This is a genomic window from Rhizobium redzepovicii (assembly GCF_019793435.1).
Lineage (GTDB): Bacteria > Pseudomonadota > Alphaproteobacteria > Rhizobiales > Rhizobiaceae > Rhizobium > Rhizobium redzepovicii.
In genome coordinates, this window is sequence record NZ_JAILYH010000023.1 from 1 (window position 1) to 17,312 (window position 17,312).

The 17,312-nt window shown below is 62.7% G+C and carries 12 protein-coding genes; 8 read left to right on the top strand and 4 right to left on the bottom strand.

The annotated features are described in order from the left end of the window. From K6N12_RS28895 to K6N12_RS28905, 3 genes are all read right to left on the bottom strand, one after another. On the bottom strand, window positions 1-3,620 hold a 3,620-nt coding region (locus K6N12_RS28895), incomplete at its 3' end, for a translocation/assembly module TamB domain-containing protein (RefSeq protein WP_485064275.1). A 54-nt stretch (window positions 3,621-3,674) separates the two neighbouring features. Beyond that, complete coding sequence (locus K6N12_RS28900; protein ID WP_179867090.1) at window positions 3,675-5,603, bottom strand: autotransporter assembly complex protein TamA; 1,929 nt, start codon at window positions 5,601-5,603, stop codon at window positions 3,675-3,677. A gap of 169 nt (window positions 5,604-5,772) precedes the next feature. Continuing rightward, on the bottom strand, window positions 5,773-6,030 hold the full coding sequence (locus K6N12_RS28905; protein ID WP_003582726.1) for a YMGG-like glycine zipper-containing protein: 258 nt from the start codon (window positions 6,028-6,030) through the stop codon (window positions 5,773-5,775). Window positions 6,031-6,354: 324 nt separating this feature from the next. Here K6N12_RS28905 and hemA point away from each other — a divergent pair, with 324 nt between their 5' ends. The 7 genes from hemA (at window position 6,355) to K6N12_RS28940 (ending at window position 15,061) form a co-directional block, all read left to right on the top strand. Continuing rightward, on the top strand, window positions 6,355-7,569 hold the full coding sequence (gene hemA / locus K6N12_RS28910) for a 5-aminolevulinate synthase (protein WP_183855663.1): 1,215 nt from the start codon (window positions 6,355-6,357) through the stop codon (window positions 7,567-7,569). A gap of 322 nt (window positions 7,570-7,891) precedes the next feature. Beyond that, window positions 7,892-8,884 carry a LacI family DNA-binding transcriptional regulator gene (locus K6N12_RS28915; RefSeq protein WP_097629611.1) on the top strand — a complete coding sequence of 331 codons (993 nt, stop codon included), beginning with the start codon at window positions 7,892-7,894 and terminating at the stop codon, window positions 8,882-8,884. 47 nt (window positions 8,885-8,931) lie between these two features. Continuing rightward, on the top strand, window positions 8,932-10,170 hold the full coding sequence (locus K6N12_RS28920) for an ABC transporter substrate-binding protein (RefSeq protein ID WP_097629612.1): 1,239 nt from the start codon (window positions 8,932-8,934) through the stop codon (window positions 10,168-10,170). 74 nt (window positions 10,171-10,244) lie between these two features. After that, on the top strand, window positions 10,245-11,162 hold the full coding sequence (locus K6N12_RS28925; protein ID WP_097629613.1) for a carbohydrate ABC transporter permease: 918 nt from the start codon (window positions 10,245-10,247) through the stop codon (window positions 11,160-11,162). Further along, window positions 11,159-12,022 (top strand): carbohydrate ABC transporter permease, encoded by an 864-nt coding sequence (locus K6N12_RS28930; protein WP_097629614.1) that lies wholly within the window; start codon window positions 11,159-11,161, stop codon window positions 12,020-12,022. Before K6N12_RS28925 ends, K6N12_RS28930 begins: the two co-directional genes overlap by 4 nt. Before the next feature lie 19 nt (window positions 12,023-12,041). Continuing rightward, window positions 12,042-13,964, top strand: coding sequence for a glycoside hydrolase family 127 protein (locus tag K6N12_RS28935; protein ID WP_097629615.1), 1,923 nt, complete (start codon window positions 12,042-12,044; stop codon window positions 13,962-13,964). A gap of 11 nt (window positions 13,965-13,975) precedes the next feature. After that, a complete protein-coding gene (locus K6N12_RS28940) occupies window positions 13,976-15,061 on the top strand; it encodes an ABC transporter ATP-binding protein (protein WP_131711722.1) in 1,086 nt (361 codons plus the stop codon). 3 nt (window positions 15,062-15,064) lie between these two features. Here the strand turns inward: K6N12_RS28940 and dxr are convergent, their stop codons facing one another. Next, entirely contained in the window at window positions 15,065-16,255 is a 1,191-nt protein-coding gene (gene dxr, locus K6N12_RS28945; RefSeq protein ID WP_097629653.1) for a 1-deoxy-D-xylulose-5-phosphate reductoisomerase, read from the bottom strand. Between the two features lie 354 nt (window positions 16,256-16,609). On the opposite strand from dxr, the gene K6N12_RS28950 reads away from it, so the two are divergent. Next, entirely contained in the window at window positions 16,610-17,260 is a 651-nt protein-coding gene (locus K6N12_RS28950; protein WP_097629654.1) for a hypothetical protein, read from the top strand. Window positions 17,261-17,312 lie beyond the last annotated feature (52 nt).

Consider the following 17,312-nt stretch of genomic DNA (forward strand, 5'->3'; position numbering starts at 1 on the left):
GAGATCGCGCCTTTGGCGGCAAGGTCGGCGACGAAGCTGTTTGCGATGCCCGCCGGGATATTTTTGAGCGTTGCATCGACCTCGACGTTGCCGATCGTCGTGCCTGTGACGGCGACATTGCCGTTTGACTTCAGCGAGAGGCTGTCGGCGCCCGCAATCGCTGTGTCGAAATCAAGCTTGTTGTCGGCGAATTTACCGGATGCCTTCACCGCGAGGTCGCCAAGACCGGCACGCTTGGTGTGGCTCGTCCCAGCATCTTTCCAGCTAAGGTCGAAACTGGCGGTGGGAGCAGCAAGCGAGCCTGCCGCCGAAACCGTTCCGGAGATCGCGCCTTTGGCGGCAAGATCGGCGACGAAGCTGTTTGCGATGCCCGCCGGGATATTTTTGAGCGTTGCATCGACCTCGACGTTGCCGATCGTCGTGCCTGTGACGGCGACATTGCCGTTTGCCTTCAGCGAGAGGCTGTCGGCGCCCGCTATCGCTGTGTCGAAATCAAGCTTGTTGTGGGCGAATTTACCGGATGCCTTCACTGCGAGGTCGCCAAGACCGGCGCGCTTGGTGTGGCTGGTCGCAGCATCTTTCCAATCGAGATCGAAATTGGCGGTCGGCGCGGACAGCGGTCCGGTCGCCGAGACCTTCCCGGTGATCACGCCTGCTGCGGCAAGATCAGGAACGAAACCATTGGCGATGCGGGCGGGCAGGTTGAGAATATCGGCGTCGATATTAAGCACCGGCGCCTTCGGGTCGGCGAGTGCAACATTGCCGGCGGCCTTAAGCGACAAGCCGTCACCGCTGCCGATCGTCGTGTCGAAATCGAGCTTATTGTCGGCGAATTTGCCGCCGGCGGTGATGCCGAGCGGCGCCAGCCCGGCTCCCTTGGTCTGGCCAGTCGTCGCATCCTTCCAGTCGAGCTTGAAGTCGGCGACGGGTGCGGCCGGCGTTCCGGTCACGGCAATCTTTCCGGAGATCGTGCCGCCGGCCGAAAGGTTCGGTACGAAACCGTTGGCGAGAGCGGCCGGCAGGTCGTGAATGTCGGCATCGAGCTTCAGCGTCTCGCCGGCCGAACCGGTGACGCTTACCGAGCCGGTGCCTGTTTTCAGCGTCAGGCCGGTCAGGCTGGCGGTGCCGCCGGTGATTGCGACCTGCGTCGGTGCCGCAAGTTCGACCGGGATATTGCGGGGGCTTGCCGAAAAGCGGTCAAGGTTAAGGTCGATCGCCCCATCGGCCATCTCGATATTGCCGGCGGCCAGCACTGGGTTGCCGTCATAGGCGGCATTGAGATCGAAATCGGTCTGGTTCTGCTGCCTGGTAAAACCGAGCGCAAGGCCGGCAAGCCTGTTTGCTCCAGCATTCAGTTCCTCGGCCTTGACCGTGCCGTTTGCCGCAAAAGTGGAGAGATCGCTGACCGTGACATCGATATCCGGCTTGACGATCGCAAGCGTATCACGGCGGATCGAGGCGCCTGTTGCACGCAGCTTCAGCGCGATCTTGCCGTTGTCGCTGACGACGCCAAGCGACCCCTTGAGATCGCCTTCGGCCTTCTGCCCGCCGAGTGCCGCGAGCAGGCCGATATTGGGGAAGTCGAAGGTCAGGGCGCCGGTCGGCTGCAGGGCGGGCGAGAATTCCAGATTGGCGGTCAGCCGGTTGCCGCCAATATCGGCGGTCAGTGCCGGAATACGCATCCGGCCGTCCGCGGAGCTGATGTCGCCGTTGATGGCGATCGGCTGGCCGTCGATCGTGCCGGTGGCGGCAATTTTGCCCTGCGGCGCCTTGGGATCGGCAAGACCCGACAGGTCGATATTGAGGTTGCCGAGCGTCCGGTCGGCCATTTCAAGGCTGGGGGACTTGAGATTGGCCGTCACCGAGATGGCTGGCAGCTCGCCGCCCACTCTTACCGCATATCCGGCCCCGCCGTTGGCGCCGGTGATGAGTTTGCCGATGTCGGGCAGCCGGCCGGAAAGATCGGCATTCACCTTCGAGCCGTCGAGCGCGACATTGCCGGCGGCCTCAAGCGTGCCGGAGGTCACGACGAGGTTGGACAGCGCGAATTTCGACGGAATGGTGCCGGTCACTTGGCTTTCCAGCGAGATCGGCCCGTCGAACCTGCCCGAGACCGCAGCCGGCAAGGCTGCCGGGGCGATGGTAAGCTTGACGTTGCCGGTCAGCGCCTGGTCTGCCAACCGGTACGAGCCGTTGAGGCCGCCGTTGATGTTGGCGCTTTCGAGGGTGGTGCCGTTGAAGCCGATGCTGCCGGGCGTTATCTGCAGGGGCGAGGCGATCGTGACCGGGCCCTGGACGGCACGATTGAGGTTCGGCTCCGCAAAGGTCATGTCGCCGGCAACGAGACGCAGCTGGACGCTGCCGGATCGGGCGGCGAGATTGAAGGCGTCGCTCTTTGCCGTCAGCTTGACATTGCCGATAACGGCTTGCGGCAGGGTCGCGGTATCGAGCGAGCCGCTGACATTCAGTCGGGCCGCCTGCGCATCGCCCGTCAGGGCCAGGTTGAGGCCTGAGATCAGCAAGCGTGCTTCGCCTTCGGCGAGCGGCCAGCGGAAATCGACCGGCCCCGATGTGCCGAGCAGATTGGCGTTCAGGCTGTTGTTGCCGGCCGGATCGAGCGTGCCCGAGGCAGCGATGACGACGCTGCCGGTGGCGATATTGCCGGTCTGGATATCGATCTTGCCGTGGTCGTTGAAGGTGGTAGCAAGATCGATATTGGTCTGGCCGGCGAAAAGCGGCCGGAACGCAGCTGGAAGCAGCGAGCTCAGGTCGCCGCCGCCCTTGAGGTCGAGGTGGTGCAGTCCGTCCGCACTGATCTGATGCCGGGCCTCGATCGCGGCGCGCTGCTGTCCGTCGAGAGCGGCCTGCACTTTGCCCCTCCAGTCGGATATCGGTCCCTGGCCGTCGAGATCGATGTTGACGGCGGGATTGTCGGGCAGGCCGAGAAAACCTGCCAGCAGTCCACCCTTCGGTTCGGCAAGCTGCGCTTTCAGCCGCAGCCGGTTTTCCGCTGGCGCATAGGCGATATCGGCGACCAGCCGTGCATCCGGGACGGCATGACGGCGGACATTGACAATCGCCTCGCCGCCATCGCGGTTTGCCGACAGGCTGCCTTCGGCAGCGAGCGCGAAGGCGCGTCCCGCAAACGATTCGGCCAGTTTGATATCGGGCAGCGCGACGCGATCTATATCAACCTTGATCGGAAGGCTGAAGCCGCCGGCATTTTCCGCTGCGGGCCGCGAGGGCAGGGTGCGCACCGGCTTGCGCAGCACGTCGATCGCTTCGATCTCGAAGCGTTTGGCATGGAAGGTTCCGGTCAGAAGTGCCAGCGGGTTCCAGTCGATGCCGATGCCGTGAATTTCCGCAAAGACGCCCCTGGTATCGGAGACGGTGATCTCGGCGGCGCGAAGCCCGCCGGTCAAAAGACCTTGCGGCTCACGCACCGTAATCGTCATGTCGCGGTTGGACAGCGTCGAGGCGATCTTTTCGGTAACGATGCGGGCGCCAAAGGCGGTGAAGCCGAAGATCGCCAGTGCCAGGACGGCAAGAATCAAGATGGCGCCCACGCCGTAGGCGGTGAGCCGCAGGAACCAGTTGACGATTTTTGCCAGCATTTGCATCGGCGCGGACACTACCCCGTTTTCACGATGGTTCACAAATCGATATCGGCCCTTCTAGAAGGATTGGCCGATGCCGGCGTAGATTCCATAATCTGTGCCACCTTCGTACTTGTTCAGCGGCATGGCAAAATCAAGCCGCAGCGGGCCGAAAGGTGTGGCATATCGTATTCCGGCGCCGGCGCCGGCGCGGATATCGGAAAAACCAGGAAAGGTGCTGTCCGATACGGTGCCGACATCGATGAAGGGCACGATGCCGATCGTATCGGTGATCGCGATGCGGGCTTCCAGCGAACCTGTGACATATGAGCGGCCGCCGGTGGGGTCGCCATTGTCGTTATAGGGCGAGATTTCCTGGTAGCTGTATCCGCGCACGGAGCCGCCGCCGCCGGCAAAGAAGCGCTGCGTGGCGGGAATATTCTCGATGCCGCCGCCGCCGATCAAGACGCCGGCGGCGACCTTGCCGGCCAGCACCACGCCGTCCTCGGCGCCGAAGGGCAGATAGCCGGAGATCGAGCCCTGGAATGCCGCATAGGGCGTGGCGTTGAAGATCTCGTAACCGGGCTTTGCCGAAAATGTCGCGCGATAGCCTTCCGTCGGGTTGAACTTGTCGTCGCGGGCGTCACGGTCATATTGCAGCGGCAGGGTGAAGGTCAGATAGTCGTTGGTGCCGAAGGCGTCGTCGTCGCGCTCCCAGCTGACCTCGCCGCTTGCCGAGACGGTGTCCCGGTCGGTCAGCTCGTAGGAGAGGCCGAGCGAGGCGGTGACGAGCGTCGCATTATAGGCATCCGGATTTTCGGTCTTGGCGACGATGCCGGCCTTCAGCGTGGCGGCGGGGAAGAAGGCGCCGGGCTTGGTAAACAAAATACCGGCGGAATAGTCGAGGCTGCCGACATCGGTGGTTTCACCGAGCCGCGACACCGATCCCTCGATGCGCAGCGTTTCGGCTTCGCCGAACAGGTTGCGGTGGCCCCAATAGCCTTGGACGCCGAAGCCGTCGGTGGTGGAATATTGGGCGCCGACGCCAAAATAGCGCTGCTTGCCTTCGGAAACCTCGATCGTCATCGGCAGCGTACCGTCCGGCGCCAGCGCATCGCCTTCGTGGATGGTGACGCTTGAGAAGACGCCGAGGGCGCGAAGCCGCTCGCCGGCCTTTTTCAGCGCCTCCGGGGAATAGGCTTCGCCCTTGTCGAGCCGGGAATAACGCTGGATGAACCCCGGCTTGACGGTTTTTTCGCCGGTGACGCCGACATCGCCGATCGGGGCGACCGGGCCGCCTTCGGCCGCAAGGACGATATCGACGGTGTCGCTCCTATGGTCGGCGACGACCTTGCGTTCGGTCAGCTTGGCGAAGGGCCGTCCCTCGCTCTTCAACTGCTCGACGATCTTGTCGCCGGCCTTGATGATGGCAAGCGAGCCGGCCTGGGCGCCCGGCGCCAGATCGTAATCGGCGGGATTGTGGTTTGCGGCATCGCCGCCGAACTGGACTTCCCTGACCTTGAAGATCGGGCCGGGCGTTATGTCGACGGTGACCGGGACCGGCCCGGACCGATCGAATGTCGGATTGGGCGGCAGGTCGTCGATATTCTTGCCGTCGATGGTGATCGTCACCACGCCGCCGTAACGGGCCTTTTCATAGAGAGCTGCGATCAACCGCTCGCGGTCGTCGCGCGCCTTGACGACGACGCCGAGATCGCCGGAAACCGGCAGCTTCTGGTCACTGAGGAGGCGGGAGCTGTTTTGCAGCGCTTCTTTTAGGTCGGGATCGGCGGTGTCGGCTTTGAGATCGACGTTATAGCGCACCGGATCGGGCACCTGCTGAGCTTCGTCATCGTCCTTGCCGAAAATGGTGATGCCGAAAAGCTTGAAGGCGTAAGCGTCGCCGATCAGGACCGGTGAGAACGCAGCTGCTGCTGCGACCACCATCATGGTGCCTGTTCGCCGATACGCAGTACCTGTTTTCGGGCCTGTCCCTCTAATCCGCATACGCTGCTTTTGGTTAGGTCTTCAATGAAGCTTCGTTGCCCAGCCGTGAACAGCTTAGCGGCAAAATCGCGCGGGGTGTACCATTTTAAATTGCCAGCGCGCTAATTTAGCACAAAAAATCCCGGAGGTGTGTCCGGGATTTCCTGAGTGTACCGGTTTGCCAGCGGTATCAGCGCGGGCAGGTATCGATATAGCGGCGGCCGTAGCGGTCGCGATAGTAGCACTGGCCGGGCTGTTCGGCGACGCTGCCGATGAGGGCGCCGGACACACCGCCGATCGCGGCGCCAACGGCTGCGCCGCGGACGTTGCCGGTGACTGCGCCGCCGATGACCGCACCTGATGCAGCGCCGATGCCGGCGCCCTGTTGAGTCGGCGTACAGCTTGCGATCGACAGGCCGATCAATGCGAGTATGACAGCTTTTTTCATCTTTTCTCTCCGAGGTTGTTGCCCAGCGGGCGAAGGCCGTCCCTTTTTATTTTTCGTCAGACTAGAGCGAAAACTATGTCGGAAGAAAGGGTTGTCCACCGTTGCGTTGATTTTTTTGCTAGTCGGCTGTCGTCGTCCTATGCAGGGATCGCAAACCAGCTGCGTTTCGCGGCATCAGTTTCATTGATCGCGGCGTGCGGATTTTTTATCTGGAATCATTCAAAAAACTGGGCCTTTTGCCGCAGTTGATGTTAAAGCAAAGGGTAAGTATTGACGCGCGGACGTCCGGTCGGCAAGAACGGCCGCGCGACACTGGAGCAGATGATGGATTTCGAAGCGTTTTTCAAAAACGAGTTGGACGGGCTTCATGCCGAGGGCCGTTACCGCGTTTTTGCCGATCTCGAGCGTCACCGCGGCAATTTCCCGCGCGCGACGCGCCATACGGCCGATGGCGAAAAGGAAGTCACGGTCTGGTGCTCCAACGACTATCTCGGCATGGGCCAGAACCCGAAGGTGATCGAGGCGATGAAAAACGCCATCGACCACTGTGGCGCGGGTGCGGGAGGCACCCGGAATATTTCTGGCACCAACCACTACCACGTCATGCTCGAGCGTGAGCTTGCCGATCTGCACGCCAAGGAATCAGCCCTGATCTTCACCTCGGGCTATGTCTCCAACTGGGCAGCCCTCGGCACGCTCGGCGCCAGGATCCCCGGCCTGGTCATCTTCTCCGACGCGCTGAACCATGCCTCGATGATCGAGGGCATTCGTCATGCCAAGTGCGACAAGGTGATCTGGAAGCACAATGACGTCGCCGATCTCGAAGCCAAGCTCAAAGCCGCCGATCCGAAGGCGCCGAAGCTGATCGCCTTCGAGAGCGTCTATTCGATGGACGGCGATATCGCCCCGATCAAGGAAATCTGCGACCTCGCCGACAAATACGGCGCGATGACCTATCTCGACGAAGTGCATGCGGTCGGCATGTACGGCCCGCGCGGCGGCGGCATTGCCGAGCGCGAAGGGCTGATGGACCGGCTGACCGTCATCGAAGGCACGCTCGGCAAGGCCTTCGGGGTGATGGGCGGTTATATCGCCGCTTCGGCAGCGCTTTGCGACTTCATCCGTTCCTTCGCCTCCGGCTTCATCTTCACCACGGCGCTGCCGCCGGCGCTTGCCGCCGGCGCCGTCGCTTCGATCCAGCACCTGAAGGTCAGCCAGTTCGAGCGCGCCCGCCATCAGGACCGGGTGCGCAAGCTCCGGATGCTGCTCGATCAGAGCGGCATTCCGCATGTGCCCAATCCAAGCCATATCGTGCCGGTGCTGGTCGGCGATGCCGCCAAATGCAAGTGGATCTCCGACCTGCTGCTCGACAATTGCGGCGTCTACGTCCAGCCGATCAACTATCCCACCGTGCCGAAGAAGACCGAGCGGCTGCGCATCACGCCGACGCCGCTGCATTCCGATGCCGATATCGCCCATCTGGTCGAGGCGCTCCATTCGCTCTGGTCGCGCTGCGCGCTGGCCAGGCACGTCGCCTGATTTTTCGATGACCGCGCCATTCAGGACCTCCATCGGAGGTCCTGGCGGTGATCAGCCGTGCGCCTCTGCCGCCGGCCAATCTTCTTTGCCCTGACTCCGATCATCCGCTCGGCGCCGCCTCGATGCCGCCGATGCGCGTGGCTCCTTCCGCTGCATTTACGCCTTGCCGCCGACCGTCCTCCCGCTGACAACGCCTGAACTACATGAGAAAACCTTTTCTCACTTGACACAGCGGTTGGTAAAAGCTTTTCTCAAGCCACTTCAGAAGGAGGACAGTCTGAACATATCGGGAGGAAAAAGAGGCAGGATCACCATCCATGAGGTGGCGGCGGCTGCCGCGGTGAGCATATCGACCGCGTCGAAGGCGCTCAACGACACCGGCCGGATGGGCGCGGAAACGCGCGAGCGGGTGAAGCGCATCGCCGGCGAAATCGGATATCGGCCGAATGCGCTGGCGAGAGGTCTTCTCAGCAAGCGCAGCTTCACCATCGGGCTCTTGACCAACGACACTTACGGCCGTTTCACCCTGCCGGTGATGGCGGGTATCTCGGACGCGCTGGTCGACCATGGGGTTTCGGTCTTCCTCTGCGCCATCGAAGACGATCCGGCGCTCGCCCAGATCCATGTCGATGCGATGCTCGACAAGCAGGTCGACGGCATCATCGCCACGGGAAAGCGGCTGGACCGGCGCCTGCCCGTCGATCTGTCGAATTTGCATGTGCCTGTCGTCTACGCCTTCACCGAGGGGACGCAGAACAGCGTTACCTTCCGTTCGGACGACGAGCAGGGTGCGAGGCTGGCGGTGGAGTGGCTCGCCAAGATCGGACGGCGGCGGATTGCCCATATCACCGGGCCGGAGGATTTCTTCTCGGTGCGGGAACGCGCCGGCGCCTATCACGAGGTGGCAGGTCATCGCGAGCCGGTGCTTTACGGCGTCTGGTCGGAAAGCTGGGGCCATGAGGCGGTCGAGAAGCTTTGGAAGAGGCCGGGAGAAAAGCCCGACGCGCTGTTCTGCGGCAACGACCAGATCGCCCGCGGTGCCGCGGATGCCTTGCGCGAGCGCGGCGTCAAGGTGCCGCAGGATGTCTCGCTGATTGGCTTCGATAATTGGGAGATTGTCGCGGCCCAGACGCGGCCGCCGCTGACGACGGTGGATATGGAGTTGAAGGAGCTCGGGCGGCAGGCCGGATTGACGGTGCTGGCGCTTGCGGAAGGACGGCCCGTCGAGCCGGGAGTGAGGAAATTGCCGTGCCGGCTGATCGTCCGGCAGTCATGCGGGGGCAGAACCTCGGATGATCAAGGGAATGAGATCTAGGGAATGAGCAAAGGCGCAGGGAGATGCGCCATATCGGGAGGAGTGTCATGATCAAGCGTCTTTTGGCGGCGACCAGCATCGCTACCTTATGCCTGTTTTCGGCTGCGTCGGCGGCTGAAAATGTCGAAATGTGGGTTCGCTCGGGCATCGGCGACGCCTTCAAGAAGGTCGTCGAAGCCTATAATGCCGGCCATGAGAACAAGGTCGTGATGACCGAGGTGCCGTTCTCCGAGCTGGTGCAGAAATATGCAACGGCGATCGCCGGCGGACAGGCGCCCGACGCCTTGTCGATGGATCTGATCTATAACCCCGCCTTTGCCGCGGCCGGCCAGCTTGAGGATCTGACGGACTGGGCGAAATCGCTGCCCTATTTCAACTCGCTGTCGCCTTCGCATGTCCGTCTCGGCACCTATCAGGACAAGATTTACGGCCTGCCGCTGTCGGTGGAGACATCGGTCTTCGCCTGGAACAAGGATCTCTACAAGAAGGCCGGGCTCGACCCGGAAAAGGCACCGGCGAATTGGGACGAAATTACTGCCAATGCCGAGAAGATCCGGGCGCTGGGTGACGATACCTACGGCTTTTATTTCTCCGGCGGCGGCTGTGGCGGCTGCATGATCTTCACCTTCACGCCGCTCACCTGGGGTGCCGGCGCCGATATCCTGTCGGCCGACAGCAAAAAGGCGACGCTCGATACGCCTGAGATGCGCAAGGCCGTCGACATCTACCGCAACATGGTCAAGAAGGACCTGGTGCCGGCGGGTGCGGCCAGCGATACCGGCGCCAACTTCCTGACCTTCACCAATGGCAAGATCGGCCAGCAGAGCCTCGGCGCCTTTGCCATCGGCACGCTGGTGACCGAGCATCCCGACATCAATTTCGGCGTGACCCTCATTCCGGGCGTCGACGGCAAGCCGTCGTCCTTTGCCGGCGGCGATAATTTTGTCATCACCAAGGGTACGAAGAAGATCGACGCGGTGAAGGGCTTCCTCGAATATGTCTATTCGGAAGACGGCCAGAAGATCATGGCGAAATACGGCAGCCTGCCGACGCGCGGCGATATTGCCGACAAGGTGCTGGAAGGTCTCGACCCGCGCATGCAGGTCGGCCTCAAGGCGATCAGTGTCGCCAAGACGCCCTATACGCTGCAGTTCAACGACCTGATCAACAGCGCCAACGGCCCGTGGGCAAGCTTCACCAACGCCGCGATCTTCGGCGACGATGTCGACGGCGCGTTTTCGAGCGCCCAGTCGGAAATGCAATCGATCATCGATAGCGGCCAGTAACTCTCCCCCGGCCGCGGCCGGGGAGCGGTGGCAGCTTCCCGGCCAATCCCAACCGACAGATGCGGAGCGTTTCGATGACCGGTTCCGGTTCAGAGACCCTATTGCCTCGGCGCAGGCGACGGCGCCAATCGAATTGGCGCGGCCTTGCCTATATCGCCCCGGCCATGGCGCTGGTCATCGTCTTCTTCATCATGCCGGTGCTGTTCACCGGATGGATGAGCCTGCACAACTGGCCGCTGATGGGGGCGTCGCGCTGGGTCGGCCTCAACAATTATTATCGCATGGTCAACGACACGCGCTTCGTGACGGCGCTGAATTTCACCGCCTATTATACGGTGATCGTCACCATCGCGATCTTCGCCGTCGCCTTTCCGCTCGCCATCTTCGTCGAGAAGGAACGGCAGTTCGTCAGCGCCTATCGCACCGTCATCTTTCTGCCCGTCGTCGTCGGCCTCGCCACCGCCTCGCTGCTCTGGGTCTGGCTTGCGAATGTCGATAGCGGCTTCATCGGCCCGGCCCTGAAGGCGCTCGGTCTTGTCGAAAAGAGCCCCAATCTGCTGGCGACTTTCGACACCGCCTTCCTAACTGTTGTGGTGATGGTCGTCTGGAAGATCGCCGGTTTCACCATGATCATTCTTCTCACCGGCCTGCAGGCCATTCCCTCCGAACTGACGGAGGCGGCCCGCATCGATGGGGCCGGCCGCTGGCAGCGTTTCCGGCATCTGACGCTGCCGCTGATGCGCAAGACGATCGCGCTGGCACTGATCGTCTCCGTCACCGGCTCGATCCTTGCCTTCGACCAGTTCTACATCATGACCTCGGGCGGGCCGCAGAACAAGATGATCTCGGTCGTCTACTACATCTTCAACCAGTCCTTCGTGTCGTTCAATCTCGGTTACGGCGCGGCACTGTCGATCGTGCTTCTCGCGATCCTGGTGGCGATCAGCATCGTGCAGCTCTGGCTGCTGCGCGTCGGGGAGGAGCGTCCATGAGCACCTCAAGGGAACGCCGTGCCCGCAAGGCCTTCCGCGTGAAATCGGCCTATCATCTCACCGGCATCGCCATCTCGATGTTCTTCCTGGCGCCGTTTGCGATCACGCTGCTCGCCTCCTTCCGCCAGGGGACCGAAGCCAGCCTGCCGCCGCTGCCGCCATGGCCGACATCGGGCGTCAGCTTCGATGCCTATGCGCTGCTCGATACGTTCGGCGCCGGCATCTGGCGGCACATGATCAATTCGCTGTTCGTCTCGGTCGCCACCGTGGTGCTGACCGTCGGCGTCAGCCTGCTCGCCGGCTACGGCTTCTCGCGCTATCGCTTCCCGATGAAGAATGCGCTCTTCGTGCTGATCATCGCCACGCTGATGATCCCGTTCCAGTCGATCCTGACGCCGCTCTTCATCATCCTGGCAAAGCTCGGCCTCAACAATTCGCTCATCGGGCTGACGCTCGTCTATGTGACGCTGCAGCTGCCCTTCTCCGTCTTCATGATGCGCAATGCCTTCGATGCGGTGCCGAAGGAAATCGAAGAGGCCGCCCGCATCGACGGCGCCCGCGATCTCAGGCTTCTCGCCCGCGTTTTGTTGCCGCTGGTGCTGCCGGGCGTGGCGACGGTCGCGATCTTTGCCTTCCTCAATGCCTGGAACGAGTTTCTCGCCGCCCTGGTGCTGCTCTCCAGCAATGAGAAATACACTCTGCCGGTGCTGATGACGGCGGTTCGCGCCGGTCGGCTCGGCGCCATCAACTGGGGAGCGGTGCAGGCCGGTGTTGTCGTCATGACGATCCCTTGCCTGATCGTCTTCCTGCTCCTGCAACGCTACTACATGCGCGGGCTGATGGCCGGCGCGGTGAAATAACCACAGGGAAGTCGAACCCATGACCAAATCAAGCAACGACCGCCAGTTTCGTCCCGTCGCCGTTCCCGATGTGGAGCTCGGCGGCTTCTGGGGCAAATGGCAGGACGCCGTCTGCAATTCCACCGCCGAGACCCTGCTCGACCGCTGCGTCGAGGCCGGCATGCTGAAGGCGATCGATGTTTCCCAGCCGAGCCCCGGCGTCGTCATTCCCATTCAGCCATGGGGCGGGACGACGCAGATGTTCTGGGATTCCGATCTCGGCAAATCGATCGAGACCATCGCCTATTCGCTCTATCGCCGGCCGAACCCGAAGCTGGAGGCGCGCGCCGATGAAATCATCGACATGTATGAGAGACTGCAGGATAAGGACGGCTATCTCAACGCCTGGTTCCAGCGCGTCGAGCCCGCCCGCCGCTGGACCAACCTGCGCGACCATCACGAGCTCTATTGCGCCGGCCATCTGATGGAAGCTGCGGTCGCCTATTACCAGGCGACGGGCAAGCGCAAGCTGCTGGATATCATGTGCCGCTTTGCCGATTACATGATCACCATGTTCGGCCATGGCGAGGGCCAGCTTCCGGGCTATTGCGGTCATGAGGAGGTCGAGCTGGCGCTGGTCAAGCTCGCCCGCGTCACCGGCGAAAAGAAATATCTCGAACTGTCGAAATTCTTCATCGACGAGCGCGGCACCGAGCCGCACTTCTTCACGGCGGAAGCCGCTCGCGACGGCCGGAGCGCCGCTGACTTCCATCAGAAGACCTATGAGTATGGCCAGGCACATCAGCCGGTGCGCGAGCAGACCAAGGTCGTCGGCCATGCCGTGCGCGCCATGTATCTCTATTCCGGCATGGCCGATATCGCTACCGAATATAAGGACGACAGCCTGACGGCGGCGCTGGAAACGCTATGGGACGATCTGACCACCAAGCAGATGTACATCACCGGCGGCATCGGCCCGGCCGCCTCCAACGAGGGCTTCACCGATTATTACGACCTGCCCAATGCCACGGCCTACGCCGAGACCTGCGCGTCGGTCGGCCTGGTCTTCTGGGCAAGCCGCATGCTCGGGCGCGGCCCGGACCGGCGTTATGCCGACGTCATGGAGCAGGCGCTTTATAACGGCGCGCTGCCCGGCCTTTCCACCGACGGCAAGACCTTCTTCTACGACAATCCGCTCGAAAGTGCGGGCAAGCATCATCGCTGGAAATGGCATCATTGCCCCTGCTGCCCGCCCAACATCGCCCGGCTGGTGACCTCGATCGGCTCCTATATGTATGCCGTTGCCGACGATGAGATCGCCGTGCATCTCTACGGCGAAAGCACCGCCCGGCTGAAGCTCGCCAACGGCGCCGAAGTCGAACTCGAGCAGACCACCAACTACCCGTGGGATGGCGCGGTCGCCTTTACCACCAGGCTCAAGACGCCGGCCAAACTCGCGCTGTCGCTGCGCATTCCCGATTGGGCCGAGGGGGCCACCCTCAGCGTCAATGGGGAAATGCTCGATCTCGCTGCCAATATCCGCGATGGATATGCCAGGATCGATCGTGAGTGGACCGATGGCGATCGTGTCGCCCTTTCCCTGCCGCTTTCGCTGCGCCCGCAATATGCCAATCCGAAGGTGCGCCAGGATGCCGGCCGCGTCGCACTGATGCGCGGGCCGCTGGTCTATTGCGTCGAGACGACCGACAATGGCGAGGATCTCAACGCCATCGTCCTGCCCCGTAAACTTCCGGCCGCCGAGCCCGTCGTGCTGAAGGATCTCAACGATGCCGTCGCCCTCGATCTCAAGGTCGAGCGCGAGGAGACGTCGAACTGGGGAACACCGCTCTACCGCAATGCGCCGGCCGAAAGGCAGGTCGCCACCGCGCGTTTCGTGCCCTATCATCTCTGGGACAACCGCGCGCCCGGAGAGATGCTCGTCTGGGTCCAGTCGGACAAGTAGGTCGTTTGGGGATGACGAACGGTATGGCTAACAAGAGCGTCGTGCTCCAGGACGTGCGCAAAAGCTATGGCAATCTGCAGGTGGTCCACGGGATCGACCTGACGATCGAAGAGGGTGAATTCGTCGTCTTCGTCGGCCCGTCCGGCTGCGGAAAGTCGACGCTGCTTCGCATGATCGCCGGCCTCGAGGATGTGACCGACGGCGAGGTCGAGATCAAGGGACGCATGGTCACCGATCTCGATCCCTCCGAGCGCGGCATCGCCATGGTCTTCCAGTCCTATGCGCTCTATCCGCATATGAGCGTGCGTGACAATCTGGCCTTCGGGCTGAAGATGGCGCGCACCCATGCCGCCGAGATCGAGACGCGGGTGAAGGCCGCCTCCGCCATCCTGAAGATCGATCATCTTCTCGACCGGCGGCCGGGGCAGCTTTCGGGCGGCCAGCGCCAGCGTGTGGCGATCGGCCGGGCGATCGTGCGCAAGCCCGATGTCTTCCTGTTCGACGAGCCGCTGTCCAATCTCGATGCGGAACTCAGGGTGTCGATGCGCATCGAGATCGCCCGCCTGCACCGCGAACTCGGCAACACGATGATCTACGTCACCCACGACCAGACCGAGGCGATGACGCTCGCCGACAAGATCGTCGTGCTGCGCGACGGCCGTGTCGAGCAGGCCGGAACGCCAAGGCAGATCTACGAAGACCCCGCCAATACCTTCGTGGCGGGCTTTATCGGCTCGCCGAGGATGAACCTCTTGATTGCCCGCTGGGGCGAGGCGGGACTGGTCGAAGTCGCCGGCTCCCGCATCGAAACCACCTTGGTCGGCACGGGCCGGCCGGCCGGAGGCGCGGTGACGCTCGGTCTGCGGCCGGAGCATTTGAAGGTGGCGCCCGATCGGTCGGGCAAGCTGACGGCCACCGTCGATTTCTCGGAATATCTCGGGGGAACGCAATATCTCTACTGCCAGCTCGCCGACGGCCAGTCCCTGACCGTCGAGCACCGCTCACCGATCAGCATCGCGGCGGGCGAGCAGGTCGGCCTGCTGTTCGAACCCTCGGATTGCCGGTTGTTCGATGAGGCCGGCAACCGGCTGCGGTAAGCTTCAGCCGGCGATCTCCAGTTTCATAAGGTCTGCAGCCCTCTGCCGGGCCTGCCTGTCGGCGGCGAAGACATCGTCCATCTCGGCGGCCGGCGGCAGGCCGGCCAGATCGTCCATAACCCTCTCGGTGATCTCGGCCATGGCGAGGAAGGGCAGCCGCCCTTCGATGAAGGCTTCGAGCGCCACTTCCTTGGCGCCGTTCAGCACGGCACCCTGAACGCCGCCGCGCGTCATCGCCAGGCGCGCCAGCCGCAAGGCCGGAAACCGCAGCTCATCCGGCGCCTCGAAATCCAGCCGGGCGAGCCTGGCGAAATCCAGCCGCTCGATCGGCAGGTTCGGCCGGCGCGGAAAGGACAGGGCGTAACCGATGGCGGTGCGCATATCGGGGGCGCCGAGCTGGGCCAGCACCGAGCCGTCGCTATAGCCGACCATCGAATGGATGATCGATTGCGGATGGATGATGACCTCGATCTGTTCGGGCGTCAGGCCGAACAGATGCCGGGCTTCGATCATCTCCAGCGCCTTGTTGAACATCGAGGCGCTGTCGATCGAGATCTTCAGGCCCATCGACCAGTTCGGGTGGGCGCGCGCGGTCTCCGCCGTCACGCCGGCCATCTCCTTCAGTGAGGCGGTGCGGAAGGGCCCGCCCGAGGCCGTCAGCACCACACGCTCGATGGCATGGCGCTGGTTTTCCTCCAGCACCTGGAAAATCGCATTGTGCTCGCTGTCGACGGGAAGCAGCCTGCCGCCGCCCTTGCGGATGGCGCCGATGAACAGATCGCCGGCCGAGACCAGGCATTCCTTGTTGGCAAGGGCGATATCGGCGCCGCGCTTTGCTGCGGCCAGCGTCGGCGCTAGGCCCGCGGTGCCGACGATTGCCGCCATCACCCAGTCGGTTTCCCGGTCGGCCGCTTCCATCAGGCCGGATTTTCCGGATGCGACTTCGATGCCGCTGCCGGAAAGCGCGCTTTTCAGCGATTGGTAATGCCGGTCGCTTGCCGTCACCGCCATCCCAGCGCCTGAGGCTTTCGCCTGCCGGGCCAGCAATTCGACATTGCCGTTGCCGGTCAGCACGGAGATTTCGAAATTCTCCCGTCCGCCCAGGTGATCGACGACATTGAGGGTGTTCTGGCCGATCGAGCCGGTCGAGCCGAAGATGCTGAGGCGCCGCGGCGCGGTTTTGCCGGTCATTATCTGCAATTTCGCGAAAATTTCTCTCGTAGGCTCAGGCTCTACTAGGCTTTGCAGGGGGCGGCAAGTGTGCGGTGCAGCAGATTTCATCCCTCAAGGGGTTTACAGAGCCGCGGCTGGATGTGATCCTTGTGACATTGCCAGCGGATTCGAAATTCGTCGCGCCGTTCACGGTCGCATGGCAATTCGGGGCGCTACGGCGTCTTTCGGAAACAGGCGCTGAGGCGCCGACGGCTTTCCGGCAAACATTAAAACCGAGGATGAAATCGGGATGGGCGGCTTGGCCGCAATCCCCCTCACGTTCGCTGTGCATCTATGTGCGTGGCAGCCCCCGTGTCCGTGGAAATGTTGGATTTCATGACGATAGTCAAAACAGCCTGTCTTCTCTTCGCCCTCCTCTTCTCGCTCGCCTCGGCGGCGAGGGCCGATGATCTGCTAATCTGGGCGCCGGCCAAACTCTCCGACCGGTCCTACAAGGCGACGATGGGTTTCCGCCTGCCGGCGGAATGGGAAACCAGCGCCGGCGCCGATATTGCGCTCGCCTCGACCAAGGGCGGAGCGCCGCTGCCCGATTCCGAACAGGCAATGCTGTGGGGCAGGATCGTCAGGACAAACGTCACGCCGGCAGGCCAATCGCAGCGGGGCGCAAGGATCAGTGTCGATACGCTGCGCGGCAGCGGCGCGCTGACGCTCAGCCGCTCCCGCAGCTGGATCCTGTCGGATTCGCTCGACATGCAATCGAGCCGGTCGATCAGCGTGCAATATGATGCGGTCGATATCAAACAGGCCTCGGTGACGGCGTCGCAGGCGCTGAAGCTGATCCATCCCTGGACAGGCACTTCCCTTTCGGCAGGCGCCGGCATCAGCAATGCCAGCGGCGATTTTTCGAGTTCGGTTGCCGTCAACCAGGCAATCCTGCCCAACCTCAATCTCGATGCATCGGTCAGCAATCCGTTTTCGGCAGATGAGGCCGGCATCGTCAATCTGCGCTATCGCCTCAACTGGTAGCCGCCCTGCAACCAAAACCGGCCGACGGGCGTTTCCTCCGCAGGTTTGACGC